This window comes from Brevundimonas sp. SL130, assembly GCF_026625805.1.
Lineage (GTDB): Bacteria > Pseudomonadota > Alphaproteobacteria > Caulobacterales > Caulobacteraceae > Brevundimonas.
The window spans coordinates 1,231,857-1,258,323 of the sequence record NZ_CP113064.1; the positions used below are offsets into that span (position 1 = coordinate 1,231,857).

The following is a 26,467-nucleotide window of genomic DNA, read 5'->3' on the forward strand; positions in this document are numbered from 1 at the left end:
TAGCACATATAGCACGAGGTTGGCCTTGCCGCCACTAGGCGTTCGACACCACCAGCCGCAGATGTCCAGTCTTGGTCTTTCCCGCGTCGTCGTTGGGCGGTGGATCGGGCGGCGGGGGTAGGCTGGGGCGGGCGCTCCAGGCCTCGGGCCGTTCGATCCAGCCCTTGGCCGTCTTCAGCCGGTCGGGCAGCATGGACCGGGCCACCAGATTGGGCCCGATCCCCACCAGTTCATCGGTCCAGCCGGCGATTTGGCGATTGTGAAGCCGTCCGGGCGGGGCGACGCTGACGATCCGCTTGTTGGGATAGGCTTCTCGCACGAACCGCACCGTCGCCGCATGGTCCCCGTCGGTGGTCAGCAGATAGACGGAGTCGACCCGGTTCGCCGCCACATCGTCCGCCACCGCCAGGGCCAGGTTGACGTCGCTCTGCTTCTCCGTCGCCGAACTCCAGCCGTGGCCGCAGGCGCGGCAATGTTCGCCATGGACGATGAAATGGCCCATCAGGCAGCGCACGCCTCGCGCCCTCAGCGCGGCTTCATAGCGGAACTGGGCCTCCATCCGCGCCCTGGCCTGGGGGCTGTGGGCGCTGACCCAGACGACGCCGGTCAGCCGCTCCATCGGATCGATCAGACCCCGCCCCAGGGCCTGCAAGTCCAGCCACAGCCACTCGCGCCGCTTCTGGTCCAGCAGGGCGTGGAACAGGTTGAACCCGTCGACATAAAGCACGGCGCGGCGCTTCAGGAACGGCGGCGTCAGGTCGCCGGGGCCGAACGGGCGCAGGGCCGCGTCCGCCATGCGGATACGGCCCCGATGCTGACCCCAGCGACGCCCCTTCGACTGCTGACCGTCGGGTTTCCCCATCCGTCGCCCGCTCCCTGAACCCGGCAAAGGTTAATCAGAGCCGGCGCGCGGAGTCCGCGTCTTTCAGGTCACAGAACGCCGGTCACATCCGTTCGGGCGTCTCGATCCCCAGCAGGGTCAAGGCCGTCTCGAGCTGGCGCAGGGCCGCCGCCGACAGGGCCAGGCGCGAGGACCGCGTCGCCGCGTCCGGCGCGACCAGCACCGGGCAGGCGGCGTAGAATTTCGAGAAGGACTGCGCCACCCGATAGGCGTGTTCGGCCACTAGGTGCGGCATCCGCTTGTCATAGGCGTCGGACACGGCGGCGCTGAAGGCGTCCAGCGTCAGGGCCAGATCGCGCTCCGCCTGTTCGGCGATGACGATGGGCCCCGGCGCCGCCCCCTGTTCGGCGGCCTTGCGCAGTAGGGATTTGATCCGCACCGACTGGTACAGCAGATAGGGACCGGTCTTGCCCTCGAAGCTCATGAACCGGTCCAGATCGAAGACGTAGCTGGTGGTCCGCGCGTTCGACAGGTCGGCGAACTTCAGGGCGGCGATGGCCACCTTGTGCGCGATGGCCTCGAACTCCTCGGGTGACAGGTCGTCGCCCAGCTTGGCTTCCTTCAGCCGCTCGCGCGCCTTGTCCGTCGCCTGATCGATCAGGTCGCGCAGCTTCAGCACGCCGCCGGCTCGGGTCTTGAACGGCTTGCCGTCCTGGCCGTTCATGGTGCCGAAGCCCAGATGCTCCAGTGATCCCTCGACGGCGTAGCCGGCCAGATAGGCGGCGCGGAACACCTGTTCGAAATGCTCGGCCTGACGTTCGTCGACGACATAAAGGGCCAGATCCGGCGCCAGGGCCTTCTTGCGGTCCAGGATCGTCGCCAGGTCGGTCGTGCCGTACATGGCCGAGCCTTCCGAGCTGATCACCAGCAGGGGCGGGGGCGAGGGCGCCTCGATCACTGAACCGTCGGCCAGCTTCTTCTTGCGGGTCTCGCCGGGCTTGGCGACATGGACCACCTGGGCGCCGTCGTCCTCGACCAGCAGGCCGGTCGCCTTCAGGTGCGCCAGCATTTCGGGCATCTGGGGATCGGCGTCGCTCTCGCCGTTCCACAGGTCGAAATCGACCGACAGATCGCCGTATTCGCGCTTCAGCGCCTCGCGGCTGACCGCCACGAAATGGGCCCACAGGGCGCGATAGCCGGGGCGGCCGTTTTGCAGTTCCGCCGTCGCCTTGCGGGCGCGGTCGCGGAAGGCCGGGTCTTCCTTGGCCTTGCCCGCCGCCAGCGGATACAGCCGGTCCAGGTCGGCCAGGCTCACCGGGCTGTCGGCCGGGAAGGGGCCGTCGCCCTCGACCAGGAAACCTTCAGCCAGACCCTCGTCGCCGCAGGCCACGATCAGCAGCCCCATCTGGAAGCCCCAGTCGCCGAAATGGGCGTCGCCGGTCACATGGTCGCCTCGGAAGCGGAACAACCGCTTCAGGCTCTCGCCGATAATGGCGCTGCGCAGGTGGCCGACGTGCATCGGCTTGGCCACGTTCGGGCCGCCGAAGTCGATCACCACCTTGCGCGGCTCGGCCACGACGGCGGCGCCGGCATGGTCGGCGTCTGCGGCGACTTCCGTGGCGCGTTCGGCCAGGGTCGCATCGGCGATCTTCAGATTGATGAAGCCCGGCCCCGCCACCTCGACCGAGGCGAAGCGCGGATCGGCCGTCAGCCGTTCGGCGATCTTGCCCGCCAGTTCGCGCGGATTGGCCTTCAGCGCCTTGGCGGCGGCAAGCGCGCCATTGGACTGGAAGTCGGCCAGGTCGGGACGATCGGACGGCGTGACGCGGGCCAGGGCCGCATCCACGCCTTCGGCGGCGAAGGCGGCGGCGACCGCTTCGCTGAGGACGGTCTTCAGATCGGCCATTATTGGCTCGGGGTAGGGGCTTGGGCCGTTCCGGCGTTGGCGCGGAAACGGCTGCCCGAGCGGTTGAACTCGGCCATTTCAGGCGTGACGTCGAAGCCGATCAGGACTTCGAAATTGCCGCCGCTGGTCGAGACGTCCGCCCGCGGGATCACGATGCTGCGTTCTTCGTGGACCGAGGCGGTGCGTTCGCCCTCGAACTTCACGGGCAGGTCGAAATATTCCTTGGCCAGGACGGCGCTGTTGCGCTCGGTCACCGCGACCCAATAGCGATAGGTCTTCTGGTCTTCGCCGGCCTGCGGGCCCCGGCCCAACTGGAACAGGATGTCCATGTCCAGCTTGATGGGGTCGTCCTCGCGATATTCACAGTCCGCCGAGACGCCTTCGATCTCGCCGGTGAAGCCGACGTTGGAGATGGCCGCGCGACCGCCGTCCATCTCGACATAGCGAGCGGCGTCGTACAGCACCTTCACGAAGGGGCAGGGGCCGGCGTTGGCGCGGCGGCGCAGCGGGGCGAAGCGCGGCGCGCGGTCGGCGGGCGCATTCTCGGAACCATCGGCCTGCTGGCCGCTGGATCCGCGATCCCGCTGTCCCGACTGTCCGGGCGACATCTGCGCCTGGGCGGCGGTGGGCAGGATGGAGGCCGCGATGGAGACGGCGGCCAGGGCGGAAAGCACGCGACGCATCAGTTATATTCCGACAGCGAGAGGACCAACGCCGTGGCAGGCGTCCTTGGAACAGGGGGCGAGAGGTCTTACAGACCCGGCAGCTTGAAGCCGCGGCTCTGGCGCGGCGTGATCGTGATGGTCTTCTGGCCGCCGGTCAGGGCCTGAAGACGCTCGGCCTCGGTCGAGGCGTCGATCGTCTGCTGGCCGTCGGCCGTCTGGCGCACGGTGGGCGCCTGGCTGGCGGCGTCGCCCTTGCGCCAGAACATCACGCGGTCGGCGAAGCTCGGATCCTTGTGGGCGATGTCGCCGAACTCGTCATCGACGACGTAGCGGGCCAAGGGATCGGCCTGTTCGGCGCCGGCCTGGGCGACCAGAACCTGTTCGCCGGGGGTGCGGGTGATCGCCTGACGCTGGCCCAGCAGAATCTGGCGGGCGGCGCTCTCGGGCGCCAGTTCCTGCGGACGCGGCTGGCCGGGCGCGGGCGGGCGCAGGCCGTACTCGGGCGGCACGCTCAGCGGCGCGGTGGAGACGGTGACGAACTCGTCCGGCACGACCTTGGTCAGGCCGATGCCTTGCTTGATGGTGCCGCAGGCCGAAACGGCGAGCGCGGCTGAGGCGGCGAGGGTCAATACGGCGACGCTGCGAATACGCATGGTTTCAGGCTCTGATCGGCTGATGCACGGAACGCCCCTGCAGGCGCTGTTGGCATAGTGAAGAGGGGGTGATTACGACTTTTCGGGGGCCGCGCCAACCTTCGAGCCTGATCGGTGGAGACGGCGATCCCGCCGAGGCCGTGAATCAGGCTCTGGATCGGACGAAAGCCGGGTTCAGGCTTTCGCGGCCCTGTCTGACAGGAAGCTGTCCAGAATCAGCAGGACGACGCCGATGGTGATGGCGCTGTCGGCGATATTGAACACCCAAGGGAAGACGCCCGTGCCCGAGACGTCGATGAAGTCGACGACATAGCCGAACCGCACCCGGTCGATCACATTGCCCAGGGCCCCGCCCATGACGAAACCGATGGCGGTGATCAGCAGGCGGCGATCCGACTGGGTCGCCCACCAGGCCAGGCCGGCCGAGACGATGACCGAGAAGATGGTCAGCCCCCAGCGCGCCTCGCCCCCGCCGAACAGGCCGAAGCTGACCCCGGTGTTCTGTACGAAGGTGAAGCGCAGGATCGGCGGAATCACCTCGGCGAACACATAGCCGACGGGGATCTGGCTGACCGACGCCACGTCCGGCAGGCTCAGAATCCAGGCCTTGGTCAGCTGGTCCAGAACGATGATCAGAACGGCGATGCCGTAGGCGGCCAGGGCGATGCGAGTGATCTTCATGCGGCGGCGGTTAGCAGGAAGCGGCGCCGGGGCGAAGCGGAAAACCACCCAGGCCCGAACTTCAAGTCGGCGATTTCAGGATGGGAAAAGAAAAATGGCGCCCATGGCGATTCGTGCGGCCATCATCGTTTGCCGGGCGAAAACGGCGATCAACTCGCCTCAGATGAGAGTGGATTAGAATGGCGTCATGATCCGGCCGCCGCTCATTCCTGTCGAACCCGTCCCGTCGGCGACCCATGCCGGGTCGCAGGTTTGGCACGATTGGCGCCTTGTCACCCTGTTTTCGCGCCAAGCGCGGGTTGGCGGGTTGGCGCTTTGTCACCCTGTTTTTACGCCAAGCGCCAACGTCAGAACAGGTCGCCCTGGCTTGTCGTCGGCGATACTGGCGTCGGCGGTTTCGGCTTTGGCGTGGGCTTGAGGGGCGTGGGTTTGAGGGGCGGGGGCGACGCGGCCCGTCCATCCTCGCCATCGATGGTCGCGCCCCGCGCGCCGTCGCCGAACACCAGCCGCACCGCCTGGCCGGCCTCCAGCCCCGCCGCTGCGGTGATCCAGTCGCCGTCGGCGGTCTCGACCCGTGCAAAGCCGGGCTTGGGCCGACCGGGGTCCAGCGTGGCCAGCGCCCGCGACAGGGCGTTCAGCCGGTCCTGGTCGCGGGTCAGCCGCCGCTCGACCGTCGGCTTGAACCGGGCTGCGACGGCGTTCAGTCGGTCGCCCCGACGCTCCAGCGCCCGGTCCAGCAACCCGCGCCCCAGTCGCCCGCCGACGCCGGCCAGCCGCCGTTCGTGGACCGAGACATTGCGTTGCAGCCCCGATCCCAGCCGGCTCGACACATGGTCCAGCCGCTGCTGCGCCAGGGCCAGCAGGTCTTCCGGCCGCGCCGGCAGGCCGCGCGCCACGGCCCGCAGCCGGGTGCGCCGATCCTCGATCAGCCGCCCGCCCGCCAGGACCATGCGCCGGTCCAGGTCGGCGACGGCATATCTCAGGTCCGCCAGCACCGGCGTCGCGATCTCGGCCGCGCCCGTCGGCGTCGGCGCGCGCCGGTCGGAGACGAAGTCGATCAGGGTGGTGTCCGTCTCGTGCCCCACGGCCGAGATGATCGGGATCCGCGCCGCCGCCACCGTCCGGGCCAGGGCTTCGTCATTGAAGCACCACAGGTCTTCGACCGAGCCGCCGCCGCGCGCGACGATCAGCAGGTCGGGGCGCGGGATCGGCCCATCCGGCGTCATCGCGTCAAAACCGCGAATGGCGTTGGCCACCTGGCCGCTGGCCGCTTCGCCCTGGACCACCACGGGCCAGACGATCACCCGGCAGGGCCAGCGTTCGGCGATCCGGTGCAGGACGTCGCGGATCACCGCACCCGTAGGGCTGGTGATCACGCCGATGGTGCGCGGGAACTGGGGCAGGGGCTTCTTACGCCCCGGCTCGAACAGGCCTTCCTCGCGCAGCCGGACCTTCAGCCGCTCCAACTGGGCCAGCAGGGCGCCGGCGCCGGCCGCCTCCATGGTCTCGATCACGATCTGGTACGAGGACCGCGCCGGGTACGAGGTGATCTTGCCGGTGACGATGACCTCCAGCCCTGCCTCCGGCTGGACCCCCAGGCCCCGCACCGAGCCCTTCCAGATCACCCCGTCGATGGCCGACTTGTCGTCCTTCAGGGTCAGATAGATATGGCCCGAGGCGTGACGATTGACCTTGGACACCTCGCCCCTCAGCCGGACGTGGCCGAATCGTTCCTCCAGCGTCCGCTTCAGGGCGAAGGACAGTTCCGAGATCGACAGGGGCGGATTGTTGTCGCGCGGGGCGGCGGCCTCGGCCGGGCCTTCGAACACATAGGAGTCGTCGCTCATCGGCCTATCCTAGCCTGCGTCGATCCGCGCGGGAACAGGATCGACGCTGTCCCGTTCGCCTTTCATGGCCGTCGACCCTCCAGGAACCGATCCGGACGACCGCGACCCGCGAGAGCGCGGCCTGATGCGCCGCAGCGTCGATGGCGGGGCCATGAGCCCCTGGCTGATCATTGGCGGGATCGCCCTGATCGGCCTGGCCGTTTACGTCCTTTCCGCCGTGTTCTGACGCTTCAGCCCCGCGGACGCTTGACCGCCCGACGCAGGCCCGTCATTGCCGACTTCATGATTATTCTTCTCGTCGGATCGGGCGGGCGCGAACACGCCCTGGCCTGGAAGATCGCCCAGTCGCCGCTGGTCAAACGCCTCGTCGCCGCCCCCGGCAATCCCGGCATCGAGAAGCTGTGCGAGCTTCGTCCGGTCAAGGCTGACGACGCCGAGGGCCTCGCCGCTCTGGCCCGCGAGATCAAGGCGGACCTGGTCGTGGTCGGGCCTGAAGTGGCCCTGGCCGCCGGTCTCGCCGACCGTCTGGCCTCGGCCGGCATTCCCTGTTTCGGCCCCACCGCCAAGGCGGCCCAGCTGGAGGTGTCCAAGGCCTTTTCCAAGGCCTTCCTGGAACGCCACGAAATCCCCACCGCCGGCTACGGCGTCTATGACACGGTCAAGGACGCCAAGGCCGCCCTGGACGTGTTCAAGCCTCCCTATGTGATCAAGGCCGACGGCCTGGCCGCCGGCAAGGGCGTGGCCATCAGCCCCGACCGTCCCGACGCCGAGGCTGAGATCGAGCGCATGCTGGGCGGCCGCTTCGGCGCCGCCGGCGCCCGCGTCGTCATCGAAGAGTTCATGGACGGCGAAGAAGGCTCGCTCTTCGCCCTGTGCGACGGCAAACAGGCCATCCTGTTCGGCGGCGCCCAGGACCACAAGCGCGCCTTCGACGGCGACACCGGCCCCAACACCGGCGGCATGGGCGCCTATTCGCCCGCGCCCGTCTTCACCGCCGACCTGGTGCAGCAGGCCGACGAACGGATCGTCCAGCCCACCATCCGCAAGATGGCCGAGGAGGGCGCCCCCTATCGCGGCGTCCTCTACGCCGGCCTGATGGCCACCGCCGACGGTCCCAAGGTGGTCGAGTTCAACGCCCGCTTCGGCGACCCCGAATGCCAGGTGCTGATGATGCGCATGGCGGGGGACATCGTCCCCTATCTGTTGGGCTGCGCGCGAGGTGACGTCTCGGGCCTGCCGTCCCCGGCCTTCAAGCCTCAGACGGTGATCTGTGTCGTCATGGCGGCCAAGGGCTATCCCGACAGCCCGCTGGAAGGCTCGATCATCCGCGGCGCCGACCAGGACTTCGGCCCCCACGTCCAGGTCTTCCACGCCGGAACCCGACGCCGCGACGACGGCCAACTGTGCGCCGCCGGCGGCCGCGTCCTGAACATCTGCGCCGAGGGCGACGACATCGCCCAGGCCCGCGAACGCGCCTACGACGCCATCCGCAAGATCGACTGGCCCGGCGGCTTCAACCGCTCCGACATCGGCTGGCGGGCGCTGGGGCGGGCGTAGGCGGGCTTAAGCCCAGGCGAACAGCAGCCGGCCTTCGCCCATCCGCTCGCGCAGCTCCGGCAGATCGGTGTGGGCCACCGAGAAACAGCCGTAGCTGCGGCCCAGCTTGCCTTCGCGCGCCAGGAAGTCGGGGTCGGCGTAGTCGGCGCCGTGGATGATTATGGCCCGCTCGCGCGCCTTGTCGTTGGTGTATTCCAGCCCGTCCAGCAGGACATTCGGCCCCTGCTGCGCGCCCCAACCGGCGCCTGCGGTGGCGTAGGCGCCGACCGAGGACATGTTGGAATCCGGCGTGTTGGAGAAGCGTTGGGCATAGCCTGTGTGGCTGGGGTCCGAACCGCGTCCGTGGCAGGTGCGCAGAACCTTGACCTCGCCCGCGACGAGATCGACCTCGTACAGCCGCTCTTCGCCCGAGAATTTCTTGAAATCGACCAGGTACATGCGGTCGCGCAGCGGGATTTTCCGGTGGTGGACGTCCAGGGCGGCCATCGCCCTTTCCATCAGTTCCTTGCGCACATGGCCGCGCGGATCGAGAGGCGGCGGCGTGACGACAAGGGCTTCGACGACGGGGGCAGGAGCCGGTGTCGGGATGGGTTCGACCACCGCCAACTGCGTCAACGGAGCGGATGCGCCCGCGCTGGCGCAACCGGCCAGCATGGCCGATCCGCCCAGAATGAGTCCTCGTCTTGAAAGCCGCATGCGACGCCCTCGTTGCGGTTTATCTTCGGAGATGTTTGTTTCAAATGGTTACGGGCAAGGCAACCTGAGCCTTGTGGGGCATTTTTGCGGCGCCGCGCCGCAGGGGAAAAATCGATGATGCGTTTCGGTCTAGCGCTGGCGGTGCTGATGGCTTCAGCCTCGGTCGCGGCTGCGCAGCAAACCCCCGCTGGGGCTCAGGTTTCACCGAGTCAGACGACGACGTTTGTCGAGGCGGGCCGATTGCTGGCCGATCCTTCGAACGGCGTTGTGCAGCGCGGTAAAACTCTCGTGATCAGGGGGAACCAAGTCGTCGAGATCCGCGACGGCTTTGTCGGCGACCCGTCCCAGGGGCGAGTCGTCGATCTGCGCGAGTCTTTCGTCCTGCCCGGTTTGATCGACAGCCACGTCCATCTGACGGGCCAACAAAATCCCAATTCTCGCCTCGAGGAAGTGACTCAGTCAGACGCGACACAGGCCATGGTGGGGGCCCGCTACGCCCGGCGCACCCTGATGGCCGGTTTCACCACCGTGGCGGACTTGGGCGCCAGCAACGCGGCCATTTTCGCCCTGCGCGAGGCGGTGAAGACCGGCGACGTGCCCGGCCCGCGCATTATCGCGGCCGGATCATCAGTCTCGATCCACGGCGGCCACGGCGACGCCAACGGCTTCCGCGAGGATGTCCTTCATCTGCTGTCGCCTGAAAGCGTTTGCTCTGGGGCTGAGGACTGTATGCGCGCGGTCCGCACCCAGGTCCGTTCGGGCGCCGACATCATCAAGATCACCGCCACGGGCGGCGTCTTGTCCAACACAGCCGCCGGCCTGAACCAGCAGTTCACCGATCCCGAACTGGCCGCCATCGTCGAGAGCGCCCACCGCATGGGCCGTCAGGTCACGGCCCACGCCCATGGCGTGGACGGGATCAACGCCTTCCTGAGGGCCGGCGGCGATTCCATCGAACACGGCACCTATCTGGACGATCAGTCGATCCGGCTGTTCAAGCAGAACGGCGCCTGGCTGGTGCCGACCCTGTTGGCTGGGGATTTTGTCGCCCGCGTCGCCTCGGGGTCGAACAACTTCTTCACCCCGGCCCAAACCGCCAAGGCGCTGGAGGCGGGGCCGAAGATGCTGGACATGGCGCGGCGCGCGCATGAGGGCGGGGTGAAGATCGCCTTCGGAACCGATTCCGGGGTCTCGGCCCATGGGGACAACGCGCAGGAGTTCGCTCTTCTGGTTCGGGCCGGCCTGACCCCGCTGGAAGCTATTCAGGCCGCCACCGTCGGCGCGGCCGAGCATCTGCGCATTTCCCGCGAGGCGGGGAAGATTGTTCCGGGCATGCCGGCCGACATCGTCGCCGTGACGGGCGACCCGCTGACGGACGTCACCGAATTGGAGCGGATGAAGTTCGTGATGAAGTCCGGCGTGGTCTACCGCGCCGACTGAATCCGGGAGGTCAGGAAGGCGGTGAAGGCCGCCTCATCCTCGAACCGGGCGACGACCGGCCAGGCCGTAACGCGCGCGCGCTGATCGGGCGTCAGCCGCACCCAGTCCTTTTCCGTCGTGATCAGGCCGGCGTCGTAGACCCCAGCCCGATCCATCAGGAACGCCATGTCTGCGGCGCTATAGGCCGCATGGTCGGGGAAGGGGACGAAGTCCGCCAGGTCGCACCCCGCCGCCTTCAGCGACCGCTCGACCTTCCACGGCTTGGCGATGCCGGCGAACCCGACCTGAGGCCCAGGCGGCGGCGGCCCTTCGGGCGTCAGGCGCGCGACGAAGATGGGCAGGCCATCGAACACGGCCAGCAGCTCGAGATCAGCCGTCTCCAGATCGGTCGGCAACATGACGACCACCGCATCGGCGCGGGCCAGCCCGGCCTTCAGCGGCTCGCGCATCGGCCCTGAGGGAAAGACCGACCCATCTCCGAACGGCCATTCGTCGTTCCGCGTCTCGCCATCCACGATGATCAGACTGACAGTCTTGCTTAGCGCCGGATTCTGGTGACCATCGTCCAGCACCAGGGCCAGCGCCCCTTCGGCCTGGGCCGCCATCGCCCCGGCGACGCGGTCGCGCGAAATCCAGACGGGGGCGTCCAGGGCCAGCATCAGGGGTTCGTCGCCGACGTCCGCCGCCGTGTGGGCCTCAGGATCGACCCGGACCGGACCTTCCAGCCGGCCGCCATAGCCGCGTGACAACCCTTGCGCCTCCACGCCCGCAGCGCGCAACAGCCGCAGCGTCTCGCGCGCAACCGGGGTCTTGCCCGACCCGCCGACGGTCAGATTGCCGACCGATATCACGGCGCAGCCCGGATCGACGGGCACAGTCCGGGCGATCCGCCGGGCCGTGACGTTGGCCCAGATCCAGCCCAGCGGCTTCAGCACGGTGCGCGTCACCCGCGCATGATCTCGGTCGCGGACATACCACCAGCGCGGCGTGTTCAGCTTCATCGCCTGGGCCTCTTCTGCGGCGTCAGCGGCGACAGCCAGGTCCACAGCCGATCCAGACCGCCGCCCGCCTCGGCCGCCGCGCGCCGGGCGCGCTCGCCCATAGCCTTGGCCGCCGCCGGATCGGCCAGCAGGGGCGCCACCGCCTCGGCCAGGTCCCAGGGCGCCTGGACCAGGATCAGGCCGCCCGCCTCGGCCAGGGCCGAGGTGACGGTCGCCCAGTTCGAGGCGTCCGGCCCCGTCACGGTCGGTCGGCCCAGCCGCGCGGGCTCCAGCGGATTATGCCCTCCCACCGCCGGCAGACCCAGGGCCGGGGCGAACGATCCACCCATCACCACCACGTCCGCCAGGCGCAGGAACAGGCCCATCTCGTTCAGGGTGTCGGCCAGATAGACGTCGGTGTCCCGCCCTATGGTCTCGCCGCGCGACCGCATGGCGAAGACCACGCCCTCGCGCTGCAAGGCCGCGGCGATGTGCGGCCCCCGTTCCGGATGGCGGGGCAGCAGGATCAGACAGGCGCGCTCGGCCAGCTTGTCCAGGGCGCGGACGATGGCGATCTCTTCACCCTCGTGGGTGCTGGCGGCCACGACCACCGGCCGGTCGCCGATGGCGGCGCTGAGGCGGCTGAAGGCGGCCGTATCATGGGGCAGGGGCTCGCCCGCCAACTTCAGATTGACCAGGCCGTCGATGCGCGCGCCCAGGCCCTCCAGCCGTTCGGCCGACAGTTGATCCTGGGGCAACACCAGGTCAAAGGCGCCCGTCACCGCCCGCGCCGATGCCGGAAATCGCGCCCAGCCCTCGACCGTCTTTTCGGTCACGCGCGCACTGACCAAGGCCAGTTTCACCCCGCGCCGATGCGCCTCCAGAAGCATGTTGGGCCACAGTTCGCTCTCGACGAAGATCGCCAGGCTGGGTCGCCAGTGATCCAGGAACCGCGCCACGACGCCGGGTCCGTCCACCGGCGCATACTGATGGATCACCCCCTTCGGCAGACGGTCGGCCAGGATTCGCGCCGAGGTCACCGTGCCGGAGGTCACCAGCACCGTCAGGTCCGGCCGCATCTTCACGAACCGCTCGACAAGCGGCAACAGGGACAGGGTCTCGCCCACGCTGACGCCGTGCAGCCAGACCAGATCGCCCTGTGGCCGTTCGATGCCGGTGAAACCCATCCGTTCATCGACGCGCGCCGGGTCTTCCTTGCCCTTGGCGGCGCGGCCGTCCAGCAGACGCGGGGCCAGCGGCTCTAAGGCCCGCGTCAGCAGCCGATAGGCCAGCAGCGGCAAGGGCGTCACGACTTCAGTCCCGTAATGGCGTCGGCCCGCGCCTCGACCGCAGTCAGTCGGGCCGTCCAGTCGGTGACGACGTCCGCCATGTCGGCGCCTTCGGGGAAGTCGGCGCGATCCCAGACCACGGCGCCCTTGCCGAAGGGCAGGGGCAGCACGGCGCGGTCCCAACTGTTGAAGCGGATCGCGGGGTTGCAGGACAGGCCGATGAACAGGGCCGGCGCCCCGGACAGCTTGGCCATCAGGGGCAGGCCTTCGCCCATGACCCGGGCGGGGCCGCGCGGACCGTCGGGCGTCAGGGCCAGGGCGCCGATCTTCAGCTGTTTCAGGCCGTCGCGCAGGGCCTGCGACCCGCCCTTGGCGCGGTCAGCCTTGTCCTTGTTGGCGGACGATCCACGCACGGCGGGGAAGCCCTGACGCGCGACGGCCTTGGCGATGAACTCCCCGTCGGCCGATAGCGAGATCAGCCCCTTCGCCGCCTGCGCCCGATCCAGCGGCCACGACGCCGGCGCCAGGCCGATGCGCGAGTGCCAGAAGACGCACAGAACGCCTCCCCCTTTGGCCCAAACGGCCTCCGCCAGAGACTGGTTCTCGTGGGTCCATCGGATGGTCTTGATACAAAACCGCATCCACTGGGCCAGCGCCCAGGCCAGGGTGGATTGGATAATTGGATTGCGAAGCGGCCTCAAGCGACGGCCTCGACGGTCGCGCCGCCGCCGTCCAGCGACTGCTGTCGGGCCAGGCGGGAATAGAGGCCGCCCTTTGCCACCAGAACGTCGTGCGACCCTTCCTCGACCACCCGGCCAGCCTCGATCACATAGATGCGGTCGGCGTTCCTGACGGTCGACAGCCGGTGTGCGATCATCAGGGTGGCGCGGCCTTTCATCAGCCGTTCCAGCGCCGACTGCACCAGGGCCTCGCTCTCGGTGTCCAGGGCGCTGGTGGCCTCGTCCAGCAAGAGGATGGGCGCGTCCTTCAAGAAGGCGCGAGCAATGGCGATCCGCTGGCGCTGGCCGCCCGACAGCCGCAGCCCCGCCTCTCCGGCGCGGGTCGCATAGCCTTCGGGCAGGGCGTTGATGAAGTCGTGTGCGGCGGCCGAGCGCGCGGCCTCCTCGATCTGGGCCTCGGTGGCGCCCGGTCGGCCATAGGCGATATTGGCGGCGATGGTGTCGTCGAACAGGAAGGGTTCCTGCGTCACCAGGGCGATGTGATCGCGCAGGTCGTGGATGCGCAGCGACCGCACGTCGGCGCCGTTGATCGTCACCGCGCCTCCCGTCACGTCATAGAAGCGCGGCAGCAGGCTCAGGATCGTGCTCTTGCCGCCGCCCGAGGGCCCGACCAGGGCCACGGTCTCGCCCGGCGCGACCCGCAGCGACACCCCCTCCAGCGTCGGCGCTCCGCCGGGGGCGTAGGCGAAGGACACCTGGTCCAGCACCACCTCGACCGGGCCGGCCGCCAGGGGTGCGGCGTCGGGCGCCTCGCGGATCTCGGCCTCGATGTCCAGGGCGCCGAACAGGCGTCGCGCGGCGGTGAAGCCTTCGCTCATCACTGTGGCTAGGTTGGTCACTTGTCGAAGGGCCTGACCGGCGGCCAGCAGCATGCCGATAAAGGCGGCGAACGCGCCCACGGTCATCTCGCCCGACTGCGACCGCCACCCGGCATAGGCCATGACCGCCGCCACCACGACATAGGCGACCATGTCGCTGGACGGCCCGGCGAAGGCGCGGGCGTTGGCGCCCTTGATGACGTGACGCTGGCGCCGCGCCACCACCTCGGCGACCCTGTCCTGCTCGGCCGCCTCGCGGTTCTCGATCTTGATCAGCCGGACCCCGTCCAGATTCTCCATCAGGGCGGTGGACAGGTTCTCGGTCTCGGCCATGGCGCCGCGCGCCGCCTTGCGGGTCTTGCGCCCGAACCGGCGCAGCACCAGCGCCACCAGCGGAACCCCCAGCAGCACGACCATGGTCAGCTGCCAGTCGATGAAGCCCATATAGATCAGCACCGCGATCAGGGTCAGCAGGTTCTGGGTGTAGTTGACGACGCCCGAGGTGAAGGCCTCGCGCACCATATTGGCGTCGAACAGCACTGACGAAACGAAACCGCCCGAATGCTGGCTGCGCAGGCGCGCCAGGTCAGCGCGGATCATGGCCCCGAACAGACGGATCTGGATGTCGCCGACGATGGTGTGACCCAGCCGGTTGACCAGGGCCGCCTGGCCGATCGCCGCCAGCGTCCGCATCACCGCGACCGCCAGAATGGATACCGGGATCCAGATAATGGCCTTGTCCGCCGGGAAGCTGACGACCCCGAACAGGCTGATCGGCTCGGTCCCGCCCAGGAACAGGCCGTTCACCGCCGGCTCCAGCAACTTCAGCAAGGCCGCCGTCAGCAGGCCCGTCATCGCCGCGCACGCCACCGACAGGATTAGCGACCCCTTGTGCCGGGACAGATAATCGCGCCAGATTCGCGCTAGTAGGGCGCGCAGGGGCATGGTGTCGGAAGCGGCGGCGGTCATCGGCTCTCGGTCGGACGGCTTGCGGTTCAAGTCAAGCCGGGACAGGTGACGCGGCGGCTTAGTATCGCTATCTGGCGCTCATGGCGCGCTTTGATCTTTCGACCGCGATGGGCCGTTTCCGGGCGCATTGGCATTATTTCTGGGCGGATCACGCCTTTCTGCGGCTGGCGTTTTCGAACGCCCATTGGCTGGGCCCCGACCTGGTGCGCACCAACCAGCCGTCGCCGCGCCAACTGGCCCATTGGAAGACAAAGGGCGTCCGCACCGTCATCAACCTGCGTGGACAGCGGGACGAGGGCTATTACTGGCTGGAGCGCGAGGCCTGCGAACGCCTGGGCCTGACCTTGATCGACGCCCCGCTGGATTCGCGCGACCCGCCCCAGACCGACCGCATCCACCGCGCCCGAGACCTGTTCAAGACCATCGAATATCCGGTCCTGATCCACTGTAAGTCGGGCGCCGACCGGGCGGGGATGATGGCCGTCTTCTACCGCCATTTCCATCTGGGCGAGCCGATGTCGGTCGCCATGAAACAGCTGTCCAAGAAATACCTGCACTCGCGCGAGGGTCTGACCGGGGTGCTGGACTATACGCTCGAGAAATACGTCAATGAGATCGAGCCGCGCGGCATCAGCTTCATCGACTGGGTCGACAGCCCCGACTACGATCCCAAGACGATCCGCGCCGAGTTCAAGGCCGGCTGGTGGGGCACGCTGCTGACTGAGAAGCTGCTGAAGCGGGAGTAGGGGGTCAGCCCCCATCCTAATGTCGTCACCCTCGCCACAAGGGCCAGGATGACGGGTTTATAGAGGGCGTTAGCCCCAGGGGCCTTTCGGAGGCAGATCCCCGCGTTCGCGGGCCTCGGCCGTCAGCTCGGCGTCGCGCCGCGCCTTGCGGTCGGCTTCCCACTTTTTGAACCAACGCGCATAGCCGAGCTGTCCCCGCAGCGAAAAGCTGAACAGGATCAGCACCGCCAGCAGGCTGACCAGTTGGAAGATCTGTTGCGGTTCCAGGTTCATGTTCGTTCAGCGTCCGGGTCAGGGAACGGGTTCCCGTTCCCTGACGTCGCAGGATTAGGCCGCGTCGCCGCGCGGATCGATCAGCTTGTGGGCGTGCAGGATGAAATAGCGCATGTGGGCATTGTCCACGGTCGCCTGGGCGCGCGCCTTCCAGGCCTGTTTGGCCTCGTCATAGCTGCCGTAGGCGCCGACGAACTCGACCTGGGACACGTCGCGAAACACCGGCTCGTTGGGGTGACGCAACTCGCCGCCGATGACGAGGTGGAGCAGTTGCTGCGGGACGGAGGAATGATCGACCATCGGATGTCCTTGAGGGCTGGGGAGGAGCTTCGCTGGGGCATAGGCCCAGAACGCCTAAGGATCAATGTATGACAGGGTTTTTCAGCCCAAGCCTCAGGTCGATAGAGGCACGTTTTTACAGCGTCGTATGATCAGCGGATGCAGGGCCGGGGCGGCGCAGACCAGGCTGGCCTGACGCGGGTCCGGCCGGTTGAACGCCCAGGGCCGACCATGATGGTCGCTGACCCGCGCTCCGGCCTCCTCGGCGATCAGACTGCCCGCCGCCACGTCCCAATCCCATTTCGGCGTCAGGGCCAGGGCGGCGTCGAAGGCCCCCGCGGCGACCAGAGCCATCCGATAGGCCAGTGCGTTGCGTTTCGAAAAGCGCAGCGCCGGCCACGGCTCGTCCCAGTGCGACCCCTCGATCATCCGTGCGTCGCCCAGCACTGAGGCGTCATCCAAAGTCTCGGCGTCCGACGCCCGCACGAGGATCCCGTTGCGCCGCGCCCCGCCGCCGCGCGTCGCCACATAGGTCTCCTGAACCTCCGGCGCATGAATGACGGCGGCCACAACCTCGCCGTCCTCGACGACCGCTATGGGCACGCACCACCAGGGCTGGCGCTTCATATAGGCGACGGTGCCGTCCACCGGATCGACGACGAAAATCCGTCGTTTCGACAAGCGCTCGGGCGAATCCGCCGTCTCTTCCGACAGCCAGCCATAGTCGGGGCGCGCGGCCAGCAGCCGGTCCTTCAGCATGGCGTCCACTGCCAGGTCGCCGTTGGTCACGGGCGATCCCCCGACCTTGGACTCGATCCTCAGCCCAACCTCGCGCTCCGCAACCGCCAGGGCGCCGGCGTCGATCGCCGCCTGGCGGATCAGTTCGAGATCGGCGTTCAGGTCGGTCATTTGCCCGCTATGGCCACCGCGTCGAACATCAGGCTGGGCACATTGAACCCGCCCCGGAACTCCAGGTCGGACCCGCGTTGGAGGCGCAGATAGAGTTCAGGCAGCTTGCCCGCCACCGTGACCTCGTTGACCGGATAGGCGATCTGGCCGTTCTCGAACCAGAAGCCGGACACCCCGGCCGACCAGTCGCCGGTGTTCCCGTTCAGCGACGGCCCGAACATCGAGGTGACCAGCAGGCCGGTCCCTGCCTCGGCCATCAGCCCCGCCAGGTCGTGCTCACCCGGCTCCATGTGCAGATTGTGGGTTCCCACTCCCGCCGGTCCCGCCAGGCCGCGCGAGGCGTGACCGGTGGACTGCAGCCCCAGTTGGCGGGCCGAGGCGCTGTTCAGCAGCCAGGTGGTCAGGACGCCGTCGTCGAACAGGGCGCGACGCTCGACCGCCACCCCCTCGTCGTCGAATGGGGTGGAGCCCATGCCGCGCGGCCGGAACGGATCGTCGATCAGGGTCACGCCTTCGGCGAACACGCGCTGGCCCATTCGATCCTTCAGGAAGGAGGTGCCCCGCGCGATCGACGGTCCCGAGATCGCGCCGATCGCCGGCGAGACGATCTGGCCCGACATGCGGTTGTCGAAGATGACCGGCGCGGTGGTCGAGGCGATCTTGCGCGCCCCCGTCCGGGCTACGGCCCGTTGCCCGGCCGTCCGGCCGATGATCTCGGCGCCCGGCAGATCCGACAGATGCCGTGTCGAACGGCTCTCGCCGCCCCTCTCCATGGCGCCGTCCTTTTCGGCGATCACCCCGACGCCCAGCGAAAAGGCCGAGCCCTGATAGTCGCCGTCGAACCCATGCGACGTCACCAGCCGCCACCGGCTGGACGACCAGGACGCATGCCCGCCCTCGGATCGGGCCACGCCCTCCACCGCCAGGGCTGCGGCCTCGGCCTCGGCCGACACCTGTTCCAGGGATTCAGCGCTGCGTTCGCTGGGGTCGAACAGGTCCAGTTCGACGAAGGGGCCGCGCGCCAGCCGATCTTCGGGGGCGAAACCGGCATGGGGGTCTTCCGGCGCCAGTCGGGCCATGGCCACCGCCCGTTCCACCAGGCGTGCCTGGGTCTCGGGCGACAGGTCCGAGGCCGAGACCGACGCCTGGCGCTGTCCGACAAAGACCCTCAGGCCCAGGTCGCGCGATTCCTCGCGCTCGACGTCTTCCAGCTTGCCGTTGCGCACCCCGACCGACAGCGAGCGGCGATCCGCGCTGACCGCCTCGGCGGCGTCCGCTCCGGCCTTCAGGGCCGCCTGGACAATGTCATTCAACAGATCGGTGGAAACAGGCGGATACAGGGTTTCAGTCATGCCCCGATATGGCGGACCCTTTGCTGCACCGCAACCTCGCGCCTCAGGCGACGGAGAAGGCGATCAATCCCACGGCGGCGGTCAGCAGCGCCGTATAGGTCAGCATCATGCCGATCACCCGGCCCAGCGACGGCCCTGTCTGGAACAACAGGCCCAGGGCATGAACGACACGCCCGACCAGCAGGGTCGCGCCGACCGCATGCACCATCCAGGCGGGCGCGCCGACCACCGCCATCAGCAGCAGGGCGATCATGCCCGGCGTCGCATATTCGGCGCAGTTGCCGAAGGCGCGGCTGGCCGCCAGCAGGCCGGCATTTCCGCCGTCGCCGAAGGAAACCATGTGCTTGCGCCGTTCGCCGACCACCAAGCCCGACAGCACGAGCATCAGCAGGATCAGCAGACCGCTCCATAGGGCGGCGGCTTGGACGGCTTGCATCAGGGGAGTGGTCATCGATCAGTCCTCGCGGCCGACGGGATACAGCAGATAATGGTCGTCATAGAAGGGCGTCCGCTCATAGAACCAGGCCAGCCGCGCCTGCGGGTTCGCGGCGAAATCGGGCTCGGCCGCCAGCTTGGCCTCGAACTCGGCCTTCAGCGCCGGATCGGCGGCCATCATCTTATCGGCCAGCGGCGCGATGGCGTAGGCCTCGATATATTCGACCCGGCTCATGACTTCGGGGAACATGCCCCAGGCGAAGAAGCTCTCACTGGACTGCGGCTCCAGCAGCAGCACGACGATGTCGCCCAGCGGCTGATCGGTCGGCACCCGAACCGAACCGGTCGGGAAGGTCCAGTCGCGGCGCTCGACCTCGACCGTCTTGACCGAGGCCTGGACGTGGCCCTCGTTGGCCCGCGTCGCCAGTTTGGGTTCGACCAGACGCAGCATCGACAGGTTCACCGTGCGCGGCGCGTCCACCGTCTCCATCTCGACGCCGTGGATCTTCAGCCGCTCGATGATGTCGGTGCGATAGCTCGGCACCCAATAGGCGGTCGGCCGCGTCAGGCTCAGCGTCGGCTTGGACCCATAGAAGGGCATCTGCCACAGCTCGGGATCGGGTCGACCCAGCCAGCGCACCTCGTCGCGGCCCGAGGCGGCGCTGGGATACATCTCGTACAGCACGCCTTTGAACGGACGGATGGAGGAGGGGGTCTCCTCTGCCTCGAAATTCGCCGCGATTTGCGCCGGCCGCAGCGCTCGGTCCTGGTCCGTCGCCGCCTTCAGCGCCGCGCCCTGGTCCGCCAGCAGCCGCATCGCTTCTTCGATGAAGACATAGGCGCCCAGCACCCGCTGTTCGTGCGGCTTCAGGCTGTGGTTCTCGATCAGGATGGTCGGCACATGGGCCGCTGAACCCCAGCCGTTCGAGAACCGCTCGCCCAGCCCGCCGTCCGACAGCCCCTTCTTCGGCTCATCGTCGTCGATGCCGAACACCAGCTCGCCGGGGATGTGACCCTCCCGCTCCAGGGCCGCATTCATCGCCGGCTTGAACACCGAATCCAGCCAGGCCGAACTGTTCGGCGACCGGCTGAACGTCCCGTCTTCGCCGTTGAAGCCGTAGGTCACGTCATACTGGTAATCCAGACCGTCGGTGACATGGACGTCCACATACAGGTCTGGCCGGTATTTCAGGATCAGGCCGCGCACCGCCCGCATTTCGGGCTGGTCCAGCTTCAGATAGTCGCGGTTCAGGTTCTGGTTGGTCGCCGTATTGCGCCAGCCCTGGATGCGCGGCCCGCGCTGGTTGGGGCGAGAATAGGCGCTGGCCCGCTCATGCCCGTCCACGCTCAGGATCGGGATCAGGATCAGATTGACCCGGTCCAGCAGGGCGTCCTTGCCGTAGAAGGCGATGTCGCGCAGCATCATCATGCCCGCGTCCTTGCCGTCGATCTCGCCCGGATGGATGCCCGCCTGGACCATCAGCACCGGCTTGGCCGGGTCAAAGGCCGCTCCGTCCTTGGACGCGATCACGGCATAGATGGGCCGCCCCTCGGGCGAGACGCCGAACTGTTCGATGCGGATCAGGTCGCTGGCGGCGTCCAGACGGTCGAACCAGGCGCGGGTGTCGGCGTAGTTCGGTGAAAAGTCATGCGCCGGATCGGCCTCGAACGGCGTGACCCAGGGATCGCTCGCCTCGCGCAACAGGGCCTTGGACGCCCCGTCCCAGGCGAGCGCCGGCGGCAGGAAGGCCTGGTCCCACGGCGCGGTGTTGGGAAGCGTCTGGGACATGGCGGGGCTCACGCTACAGGCAAGGGCGGCAAGAAGGGCTGAAATCAGAGAAGTGGATCGCATGGCCTTTCGTGAGCCGATTGCCTCGGCCTGACAAGCTATCACCCGCCGCCGCCCAGCGCGGGCGTCCAGCCGCCGGCCTTGACCAGCAGGGCGGCCGAGTTCGCCGCGCCCCACAGGCTGTAGAACAGCACCACGATCAGGGCGCCGACCACAACCTTGCGCCACGGTGCGAACGCCGCCGTCGCCGTCCCGGTCACGAAGATCGCGACCCCGACCCAAAGCCGCAGCGAACCGGCCAACCGCGCGAACTCCGCATTCATCTGCGCCAGGATGATCACCACCACCGCAACGATCAGATTGGCCGCCAGGACACAGCCGAACACCAGCCGACGGTGGGCCCAGAAATGGTCGTCTAGGTCGATCTGCTCGTCGCCGCCGTCGGTCTATACACGTGGAAAGGTCACGCTGGCCGCCACATAGAAGGTGGCGGCGATGCTCAGCGAGATCAGCAGTACGAAGGTGTTGAACGGCGCCCCTCGAAAGATGACCCAGGCCTGGTTCCAGAAGGTGGCGATGTCGATGGCCACGAACAGGGCCAGCAGTGGCGTCAACCAGCCGAACCGGATTCGCCGTTTCTCATGCAGGACTCGCGCAAATCCGCCGACCAGTTCAGCGACCGACAGGCCCAGCAGCAGGCCGTAAAAGCTGAAGAAGAATTCGAACGCGCTCAAGACAGCCCTCCGGCGACCTAATCCTCAAACATCTCGCGCAGAACGGCGAGTAGCCTTAGCATGTCCGGAGAAGGTAGCTTGCCAAGCTTTCGCAACATGCGTGATCGGTCAACTGATCGAATCTGCTCGATCAGAAGTCGGCCCTCCTTGCCGCCAAATCGCACCTCTGGCCGAAAACTCGAGGGCCGACTGCCGCTCGTTAAAGGTACAATGACGTGTACCGGGAGATGGCTCAGGTTATCCGGCGACACCACGACGCAGGGACGGGTCTTCCTCAACTCGCTCCCTACGGTCGGATCAAGTTGGACCAGCCAGACCTCACCTCGCCGGATCAACTGGGCTCTCTTTCATTTTCCGCGAGCGCAGCCTCCAGGCGGGCGATGTCTTCATCTGACCAGTCATCGCCCAAGGCTTCGGCGTCCGTGTCTCCCGTGAGGTCTGCGTCGAGCCATTCGCGCTCTTCCTCGGTCAACCCGGCGGCGGCGATCAGCTTGGCGTCCTCCGCCCAGCCTTCGCGCACCTTCCGCTTCACCGGCACGATGGTGACCTTGCCAGGCTCATAGACGAACTCGACGGCGCCGCCCTCGCTGACGCCCAGCGCGGCGAGCACGGGTTTGGGCAGGATGACGCCCGCCGAATTGCCGATTTTCCGAACCTTGCTGCTCATGGCGGCGCCTCGTTGCAACAAAGTTATAACATGGCGCCCGCGTTATTTCCAGATCGGCGTGCCGTCGCCCGGCAGGCCCAGCCGGCCCCACAGGTCGTTCACCCGTTCGATCACCGCCTCGTCCATGCGGATTTCCTCGCCCCATTCGCGCTTGGTCTCGGGCGGCCATTTGTCGGTGGCGTCCAGGCCGATCTTGGAGCCGAGGCCGCTCTCAGGCGATGCGAAGTCCAGATAGTCGATGGGCGTCGACTCGATCACGGTGATGTCGCGCGCCGGGTCCATCTTGGTCGAGATGGCCCACATGACGTCCTTCCAGTCGCGGGCGTCGATGTCGTGGTCCACGACGATGACCCATTTGGTGTACATGAACTGGCGCAGATAGCTCCAGACGCCCAGCATCACTCGCTTGGCGTGGCCCGGATAGGCCTTCTTCATCGACACCACGGCGATCCGATAGCTGCACCCCTCGGGCGGCAGCCAGAAGTCGACAATCTCAGGGAACTGCTGGCGCAGCAGGGGAATGAAGACCTCGTTCAGCGCCTCGCCCAGCACGCTGGGCTCGTCCGGCGGCCGGCCGGTAAAGGTCGTCAGATAGATCGGGTCGCGGCGCATGGTGATGGCGCTGACCTGAAACACCGGGAACTTCTCGACCGAGTTGTAATATCCGGTGTGGTCGCCATAGGGGCCTTCGTCCTCGAACTCGTTCAGCAGGACATGGCCTTCCAGCACGATCTCGGCCTGGGCCGGCACCATCAGCGGCACGGTCTTGCACGCGACCAGTTCGGCCTTGGCCCCCCGCATCAGGCCGGCGAACTGATATTCCGACAAGGTGTCCGGCACCGGCGTCACCGCCGCCAGGATCGTCCCCGGATCGGCGCCCAGCACGACGGCGCAGGGCAGGGGCTCTTTGGGCCGCGCCTTCTTGTGCCGCGCATAGTGTTGCGCCCCGCCCCGGTGCGCCAGCCAGCGCATGATGGCCTTGTCCTTGCCCAGCACCTGCATCCGATAGATGCCCAGGTTGAAGTCGTCCTCGCGATCCTCGCTGGGCCCCTTGGTGACGACCAGGCCCCAGGTGATCAGGGGGGCCGGCTCGCCGGGCCAGCACGACTGGACGGGCAGGGCGGTCAGGTCGATCTGGTCGCCCTTCAGCACCACCTCCTGCACCGGCGCCTTCTTCACCGTCTTGGGTCGCATCGACATGACGGTCTGCGCCAGGGGCAGCATTTCCATCGCGTCGCTCAGGCCGCGCGGCGGGGTCGGATTGCGCAGGAAGGCCAGCAACTCCCCGACCTCGCGCAGCTCGCCCGCCGTCGTCCGGTTCTTGCCCTCCAGGGTCACCCCCATGGCGACCCGTTTCACCGTGCCGAACAGATTGGCCAGGCAGGGGATGGGGCTGATCGTCCCGTCCGGCATCACCGGCTTTTCGAACAGCACCGCCGGCCCGCCGTTGCGCAGCAGCCGGGTCTGAATCTCGGTCATCTCCAGCACGGTCGAGACGGGTTCGGACACCCGCACCAGCTCGCCGTCGGCTTCCAACTGGTCGATGAAGTCACGCAGGGATTTGTAGGCCATGAAGCGTCCGGTCTTTTTCTTTCCGCTCATCCCCGCGAAAGCGGGGACCCAGTGCTGTGGGCGTTCTGACGCCGACATCGCAACGCAGCCCTCGATCCCAGACGGCCTTGTTCGCAAAAGAACTGGGTCCCCGCTTTCGCGGGGATGAGCGGTGATGGGGATGCCTAAAGCGCCGGGGCCGAACTGTCACGCCTCGTTCGACCGAACACCCGATCCAGCCCGACCAGCGCCAGCCCGACCAGCAGGAAGACGCCCAGCAGGACGGCGAAAATCGCCAGCACCCGGCCCAAGCCCAGAGCGTCAACATTGACGAACCTATAGGGCCACCAATGGGTCGCCAGCCCGTGAACCAGTGTCCACACGCCGAAGATCAGCGGGACACCCAGGGCCTTCACCGGGTCGATCCACCGCAGCTCCCCCTTGGGCGTGAACCACAGCCAGTCCAAGAGGAAGGCGACCGGCATCACGTAGTGCAGCACCAGATTGACGCCGAGGGTCAGACCCTCCGGCCGCCAGTAGGGGGCGATCATGAAATGATACACCACCCCGACGGTCAGGATGTAGGTCGTCACGGCGGCGCGGAAGGCCGGCGACGCCGTCCAGCGGGCCAGCGGCCTTGTGGGTTTCAGCAAAGGCCCGGTCAGGGCCCCGGCGACCAGGATATTGCTCAGTATGGTGAAGAAGCTGAAGTACTGGACGGTCCGCGTCATAACCGCCCAGCCGTCCGCCGGCGCCGCCATCAACAGATATTGCAGCGCCAGCGCTGCCCAGCCGATCACGGCGAAGGCGGCGCGCCACAGGCGCGGTCGATCTCGTTCACGCAACATGCGCGTCTCTTTCGATCAGCGGGCGATCAAGCGGCGGCCTTGTCCCATTCGTAGGCGTCGTCCAACCATTGCCCCAGGCGCTCGCCGCGATTCAGGGCGTCCATCCGTTGCATCTCCTCGCTCGACAGTTCGAAGTCGAAGATGTCGAAATTCTCGCGCGCGCGGCTTTCCTTGGTCGTGCGGGGAATGGCGATGATCCGGTTCTGGATCAGCCAGCGCAGCGTGACCTGGCCGTTGGTCTTGCCGTGGGCCTCGGCGATCTCGGAAATCGTCTTGTCGTCGGCGATCTTGCCCTGGGCCAGCGGCGACCAGGCGGTGATCGACGACCCCAGCTCGGCCGCCGTCGCCACCAATTGGTCGATCCCCAGATAGGGATGGTGCTCGACCTGGTTGGTCAGCAACCGGGCCTTGGACAGGCTCTGCGCCTGCCTGAACTCCTTGGACGGGAAGTTCGACAGACCGATGGACTTGGTTAGTCCCTGGTCCTTGGCTTCGTTCAGCGCACCCAGGGTCTCTTCGAACGTCGGCGTCGGCTTGGGCCAGTGCAGCAGCAGCAGATCCGGCGTCGTCCCCAGGCTCTCGGCCGATTCCTTGGCCTGTTTCAGCAGGGCGTCATGGCCGAAATGCTCGACCCAGATCTTGGTGGTCAGGAAGATGTCCTCGCGGGCCACGCCCGAATCCCGGATGCCTTCGCCGACCGCCTTCTCGTTCTTGTAGATCCAGGCGGTGTCGATGTGGCGATAGCCGATCCGCAGCGCCTCGGCGACCATCCGGCGCGCGTCCGCCGGCTCCAGCTGCCAGGTGCCGAAACCGAGCAGGGGGATTTCGACGCCGTCGACGGTGATCGTGGGCTGGTCGCCATAGGCCATGGGGAAATCCTTCTTACTCGGGGAGCAGCACAGTTAGGCGCCGGGTCGGGCCTTCGAAACCCCCGCATCGAACCAATCCAGAATTTCCTGCCACAGCGGCTCCAGCCCCTTGCGGAAGGCGCCCTCGTGGCCGATCCGTCGCGCGCCATAGTCGCCGGCGCGACGCACCAGGATCTCAGACGGGGCGTTGGGATAGGCTTTCAGCAGCGCCGCCCCCGTGCCCGGCGTGGCGATGGGGTCGTCCGGGAAGATCCAGGACTGGATCGGGGCCCGCACCGCGTCGAACCCCTGGGGCTCCAAGGCGCCGGACTTCAGCTCGTCCAGGAAATAGGCGGGCTTCAGGCACCACCGCTTCCAGGTCTCGAACACTCCGCGCGGCAGATCCGTCCCGCGCCACAGCCTGCCGGCCCGGACATAGCCGTGGCGGCGCAGATGACGGGGCCCGAAGCCGAACCAGAAGAACAGCTCCATCGGATTATAGGTCCGGTGATGTCCGCCCCACCATCCGGTCCCGACCGAGACGAAGGCGTGCCGCCCGATCTCGGCCTGGTTCGGCATGAAGCCGACGAAATGGCCGCCGACACTATGTCCTACATGAAAGACGGGCAGCCCGGGCGCGGCCTTCTTCAACGCCTTCAACGCCGCCGGCATGTCCAGCCGACCCCAGTCGGGATAGTCCATCTCCATCGCCGCCAGATCCCCGGGCCGCGATCCGCCTATGCCGCGATAGTCATAGGTCAGGACCACGCAGCCTCGCTCGGCCATCCAGCGCGCGAACCGCGCATAGAAGCCGCGTGGAAACCCCGTGCCTGCGGAGACCAGAACCGCCATCCTCGGCGCATCGCCCCGGAACAGCGTCGCCTCCAGCGGCCAGCCGTCCACGGCCTTGATGACCCGATCCTCGACCGCCAGCCCCATGTCGTTTCCCTGTCC

General features: G+C 67.6%; 29 protein-coding genes. 4 read left to right on the plus strand and 25 right to left on the minus strand.

All coding sequences use genetic code 11. The features are described from left to right. Positions 1-34 precede the first annotated feature (34 nt). The 6 genes from OU998_RS06135 to xseA form a co-directional block, all read right to left on the minus strand. The gene (locus OU998_RS06135; RefSeq protein ID WP_267515938.1) at positions 35-862 is read right to left on the minus strand and encodes an NYN domain-containing protein; all 828 of its coding nucleotides are present in this window, start codon (positions 860-862) and stop codon (positions 35-37) included. Positions 863-944: 82 nt separating this feature from the next. Continuing rightward, the gene (gene argS / locus OU998_RS06140; protein ID WP_267515939.1) at positions 945-2,747 is read right to left on the minus strand and encodes an arginine--tRNA ligase; all 1,803 of its coding nucleotides are present in this window, start codon (positions 2,745-2,747) and stop codon (positions 945-947) included. After that, a complete protein-coding gene (locus tag OU998_RS06145; protein ID WP_267515940.1) occupies positions 2,747-3,430 on the minus strand; it encodes a Tat pathway signal sequence domain protein in 684 nt (227 codons plus the stop codon). Before OU998_RS06145 ends, argS begins: the two co-directional genes overlap by 1 nt. Before the next feature lie 68 nt (positions 3,431-3,498). Continuing rightward, on the minus strand, positions 3,499-4,065 hold the full coding sequence (locus OU998_RS06150) for a DUF3035 domain-containing protein (RefSeq protein ID WP_267515941.1): 567 nt from the start codon (positions 4,063-4,065) through the stop codon (positions 3,499-3,501). A 174-nt stretch (positions 4,066-4,239) separates the two neighbouring features. Beyond that, positions 4,240-4,746: a signal peptidase II gene (lspA, locus tag OU998_RS06155; RefSeq protein ID WP_267515942.1), complete on the minus strand. Its 507-nt coding sequence runs from the start codon at positions 4,744-4,746 to the stop codon at positions 4,240-4,242. Positions 4,747-5,093: 347 nt separating this feature from the next. Continuing rightward, entirely contained in the window at positions 5,094-6,593 is a 1,500-nt protein-coding gene (gene xseA / locus OU998_RS06160; RefSeq protein ID WP_267515943.1) for an exodeoxyribonuclease VII large subunit, read from the minus strand. 64 nt (positions 6,594-6,657) lie between these two features. On the opposite strand from xseA, the gene OU998_RS06165 reads away from it, so the two are divergent. Next, positions 6,658-6,819: a hypothetical protein gene (locus OU998_RS06165; RefSeq protein ID WP_267515944.1), complete on the plus strand. Its 162-nt coding sequence runs from the start codon at positions 6,658-6,660 to the stop codon at positions 6,817-6,819. Between the two features lie 56 nt (positions 6,820-6,875). Next, positions 6,876-8,150, plus strand: a complete 1,275-nt coding sequence (gene purD / locus OU998_RS06170) for a phosphoribosylamine--glycine ligase (RefSeq protein ID WP_267515945.1) — start codon at positions 6,876-6,878, stop codon at positions 8,148-8,150. 6 nt (positions 8,151-8,156) lie between these two features. Here purD and OU998_RS06175 read toward each other — a convergent pair whose 3' ends face one another. Continuing rightward, the gene (locus tag OU998_RS06175) at positions 8,157-8,846 is read right to left on the minus strand and encodes a murein L,D-transpeptidase catalytic domain family protein (protein ID WP_267515946.1); all 690 of its coding nucleotides are present in this window, start codon (positions 8,844-8,846) and stop codon (positions 8,157-8,159) included. 114 nt (positions 8,847-8,960) lie between these two features. Here OU998_RS06175 and OU998_RS06180 point away from each other — a divergent pair, with 114 nt between their 5' ends. Continuing rightward, positions 8,961-10,286 (plus strand): metal-dependent hydrolase family protein, encoded by a 1,326-nt coding sequence (locus tag OU998_RS06180; RefSeq protein ID WP_267515948.1) that lies wholly within the window; start codon positions 8,961-8,963, stop codon positions 10,284-10,286. Here OU998_RS06180 and lpxK read toward each other — a convergent pair. The 4 genes from lpxK to OU998_RS06200 are packed head-to-tail and all read right to left on the minus strand — an operon-like array spanning position 10,271 to position 15,082. Further along, positions 10,271-11,287 carry a tetraacyldisaccharide 4'-kinase gene (lpxK, locus tag OU998_RS06185; RefSeq protein ID WP_267516731.1) on the minus strand — a complete coding sequence of 339 codons (1,017 nt, stop codon included), beginning with the start codon at positions 11,285-11,287 and terminating at the stop codon, positions 10,271-10,273. The two genes, OU998_RS06180 and lpxK, sit on opposite strands and share 16 nt — an antisense overlap. Further along, positions 11,284-12,576: a 3-deoxy-D-manno-octulosonic acid transferase gene (locus OU998_RS06190; RefSeq protein ID WP_267515949.1), complete on the minus strand. Its 1,293-nt coding sequence runs from the start codon at positions 12,574-12,576 to the stop codon at positions 11,284-11,286. Before OU998_RS06190 ends, lpxK begins: the two co-directional genes overlap by 4 nt. Further along, a complete protein-coding gene (locus OU998_RS06195; protein WP_420709814.1) occupies positions 12,573-13,196 on the minus strand; it encodes a lysophospholipid acyltransferase family protein in 624 nt (207 codons plus the stop codon). Before OU998_RS06195 ends, OU998_RS06190 begins: the two co-directional genes overlap by 4 nt. 56 nt (positions 13,197-13,252) lie before the next feature. Next, the gene (locus OU998_RS06200) at positions 13,253-15,082 is read right to left on the minus strand and encodes an ABC transporter ATP-binding protein (RefSeq protein WP_267515953.1); all 1,830 of its coding nucleotides are present in this window, start codon (positions 15,080-15,082) and stop codon (positions 13,253-13,255) included. Between the two features lie 80 nt (positions 15,083-15,162). On the opposite strand from OU998_RS06200, the gene OU998_RS06205 reads away from it, so the two are divergent. Continuing rightward, complete coding sequence (locus tag OU998_RS06205) at positions 15,163-15,828, plus strand: fused DSP-PTPase phosphatase/NAD kinase-like protein (protein ID WP_267515955.1); 666 nt, start codon at positions 15,163-15,165, stop codon at positions 15,826-15,828. A gap of 69 nt (positions 15,829-15,897) precedes the next feature. On the opposite strand, the gene OU998_RS06210 is transcribed toward OU998_RS06205, so the two are convergent. From OU998_RS06210 to OU998_RS06275, 14 genes are all read right to left on the minus strand, one after another. After that, a complete protein-coding gene (locus tag OU998_RS06210) occupies positions 15,898-16,101 on the minus strand; it encodes a hypothetical protein (RefSeq protein WP_267515957.1) in 204 nt (67 codons plus the stop codon). Between the two features lie 54 nt (positions 16,102-16,155). After that, positions 16,156-16,401 (minus strand): DUF4170 domain-containing protein, encoded by a 246-nt coding sequence (locus OU998_RS06215; RefSeq protein ID WP_267515958.1) that lies wholly within the window; start codon positions 16,399-16,401, stop codon positions 16,156-16,158. A gap of 93 nt (positions 16,402-16,494) precedes the next feature. Next, positions 16,495-17,289 (minus strand): 3'(2'),5'-bisphosphate nucleotidase CysQ, encoded by a 795-nt coding sequence (locus tag OU998_RS06220; RefSeq protein ID WP_267515959.1) that lies wholly within the window; start codon positions 17,287-17,289, stop codon positions 16,495-16,497. Further along, positions 17,286-18,641, minus strand: coding sequence for a TldD/PmbA family protein (locus OU998_RS06225; RefSeq protein WP_267515960.1), 1,356 nt, complete (start codon positions 18,639-18,641; stop codon positions 17,286-17,288). The genes OU998_RS06220 and OU998_RS06225 overlap by 4 nt, the downstream gene beginning before the upstream one ends. Before the next feature lie 43 nt (positions 18,642-18,684). Beyond that, positions 18,685-19,092 (minus strand): MAPEG family protein, encoded by a 408-nt coding sequence (locus OU998_RS06230; protein ID WP_267515961.1) that lies wholly within the window; start codon positions 19,090-19,092, stop codon positions 18,685-18,687. A 3-nt stretch (positions 19,093-19,095) separates the two neighbouring features. Next, positions 19,096-20,928, minus strand: a complete 1,833-nt coding sequence (locus OU998_RS06235; RefSeq protein ID WP_267515963.1) for a M14 family metallopeptidase — start codon at positions 20,926-20,928, stop codon at positions 19,096-19,098. 38 nt (positions 20,929-20,966) lie between these two features. Then, positions 20,967-21,251, minus strand: coding sequence for a hypothetical protein (locus OU998_RS06240; RefSeq protein WP_267515964.1), 285 nt, complete (start codon positions 21,249-21,251; stop codon positions 20,967-20,969). 60 nt (positions 21,252-21,311) lie between these two features. Then, positions 21,312-21,599: a hypothetical protein gene (locus OU998_RS06245; protein ID WP_267515965.1), complete on the minus strand. Its 288-nt coding sequence runs from the start codon at positions 21,597-21,599 to the stop codon at positions 21,312-21,314. A 17-nt stretch (positions 21,600-21,616) separates the two neighbouring features. Beyond that, on the minus strand, positions 21,617-21,934 hold the full coding sequence (locus tag OU998_RS06250) for a type II toxin-antitoxin system PemK/MazF family toxin (RefSeq protein ID WP_267515966.1): 318 nt from the start codon (positions 21,932-21,934) through the stop codon (positions 21,617-21,619). Then, positions 21,931-22,266, minus strand: a complete 336-nt coding sequence (locus tag OU998_RS06255; protein ID WP_267515967.1) for an AbrB/MazE/SpoVT family DNA-binding domain-containing protein — start codon at positions 22,264-22,266, stop codon at positions 21,931-21,933. The genes OU998_RS06250 and OU998_RS06255 overlap by 4 nt, the downstream gene beginning before the upstream one ends. Before the next feature lie 42 nt (positions 22,267-22,308). Further along, entirely contained in the window at positions 22,309-23,838 is a 1,530-nt protein-coding gene (locus OU998_RS06260) for a UbiD family decarboxylase (protein ID WP_267515968.1), read from the minus strand. A 164-nt stretch (positions 23,839-24,002) separates the two neighbouring features. Then, positions 24,003-24,665, minus strand: a complete 663-nt coding sequence (locus tag OU998_RS06265; RefSeq protein ID WP_267515969.1) for a Pr6Pr family membrane protein — start codon at positions 24,663-24,665, stop codon at positions 24,003-24,005. Between the two features lie 26 nt (positions 24,666-24,691). Next, a complete protein-coding gene (locus tag OU998_RS06270; protein WP_267515970.1) occupies positions 24,692-25,534 on the minus strand; it encodes an aldo/keto reductase in 843 nt (280 codons plus the stop codon). Between the two features lie 33 nt (positions 25,535-25,567). Continuing rightward, the gene (locus OU998_RS06275) at positions 25,568-26,452 is read right to left on the minus strand and encodes a serine aminopeptidase domain-containing protein (RefSeq protein WP_267515972.1); all 885 of its coding nucleotides are present in this window, start codon (positions 26,450-26,452) and stop codon (positions 25,568-25,570) included. Positions 26,453-26,467: the final 15 nt, after the last annotated feature.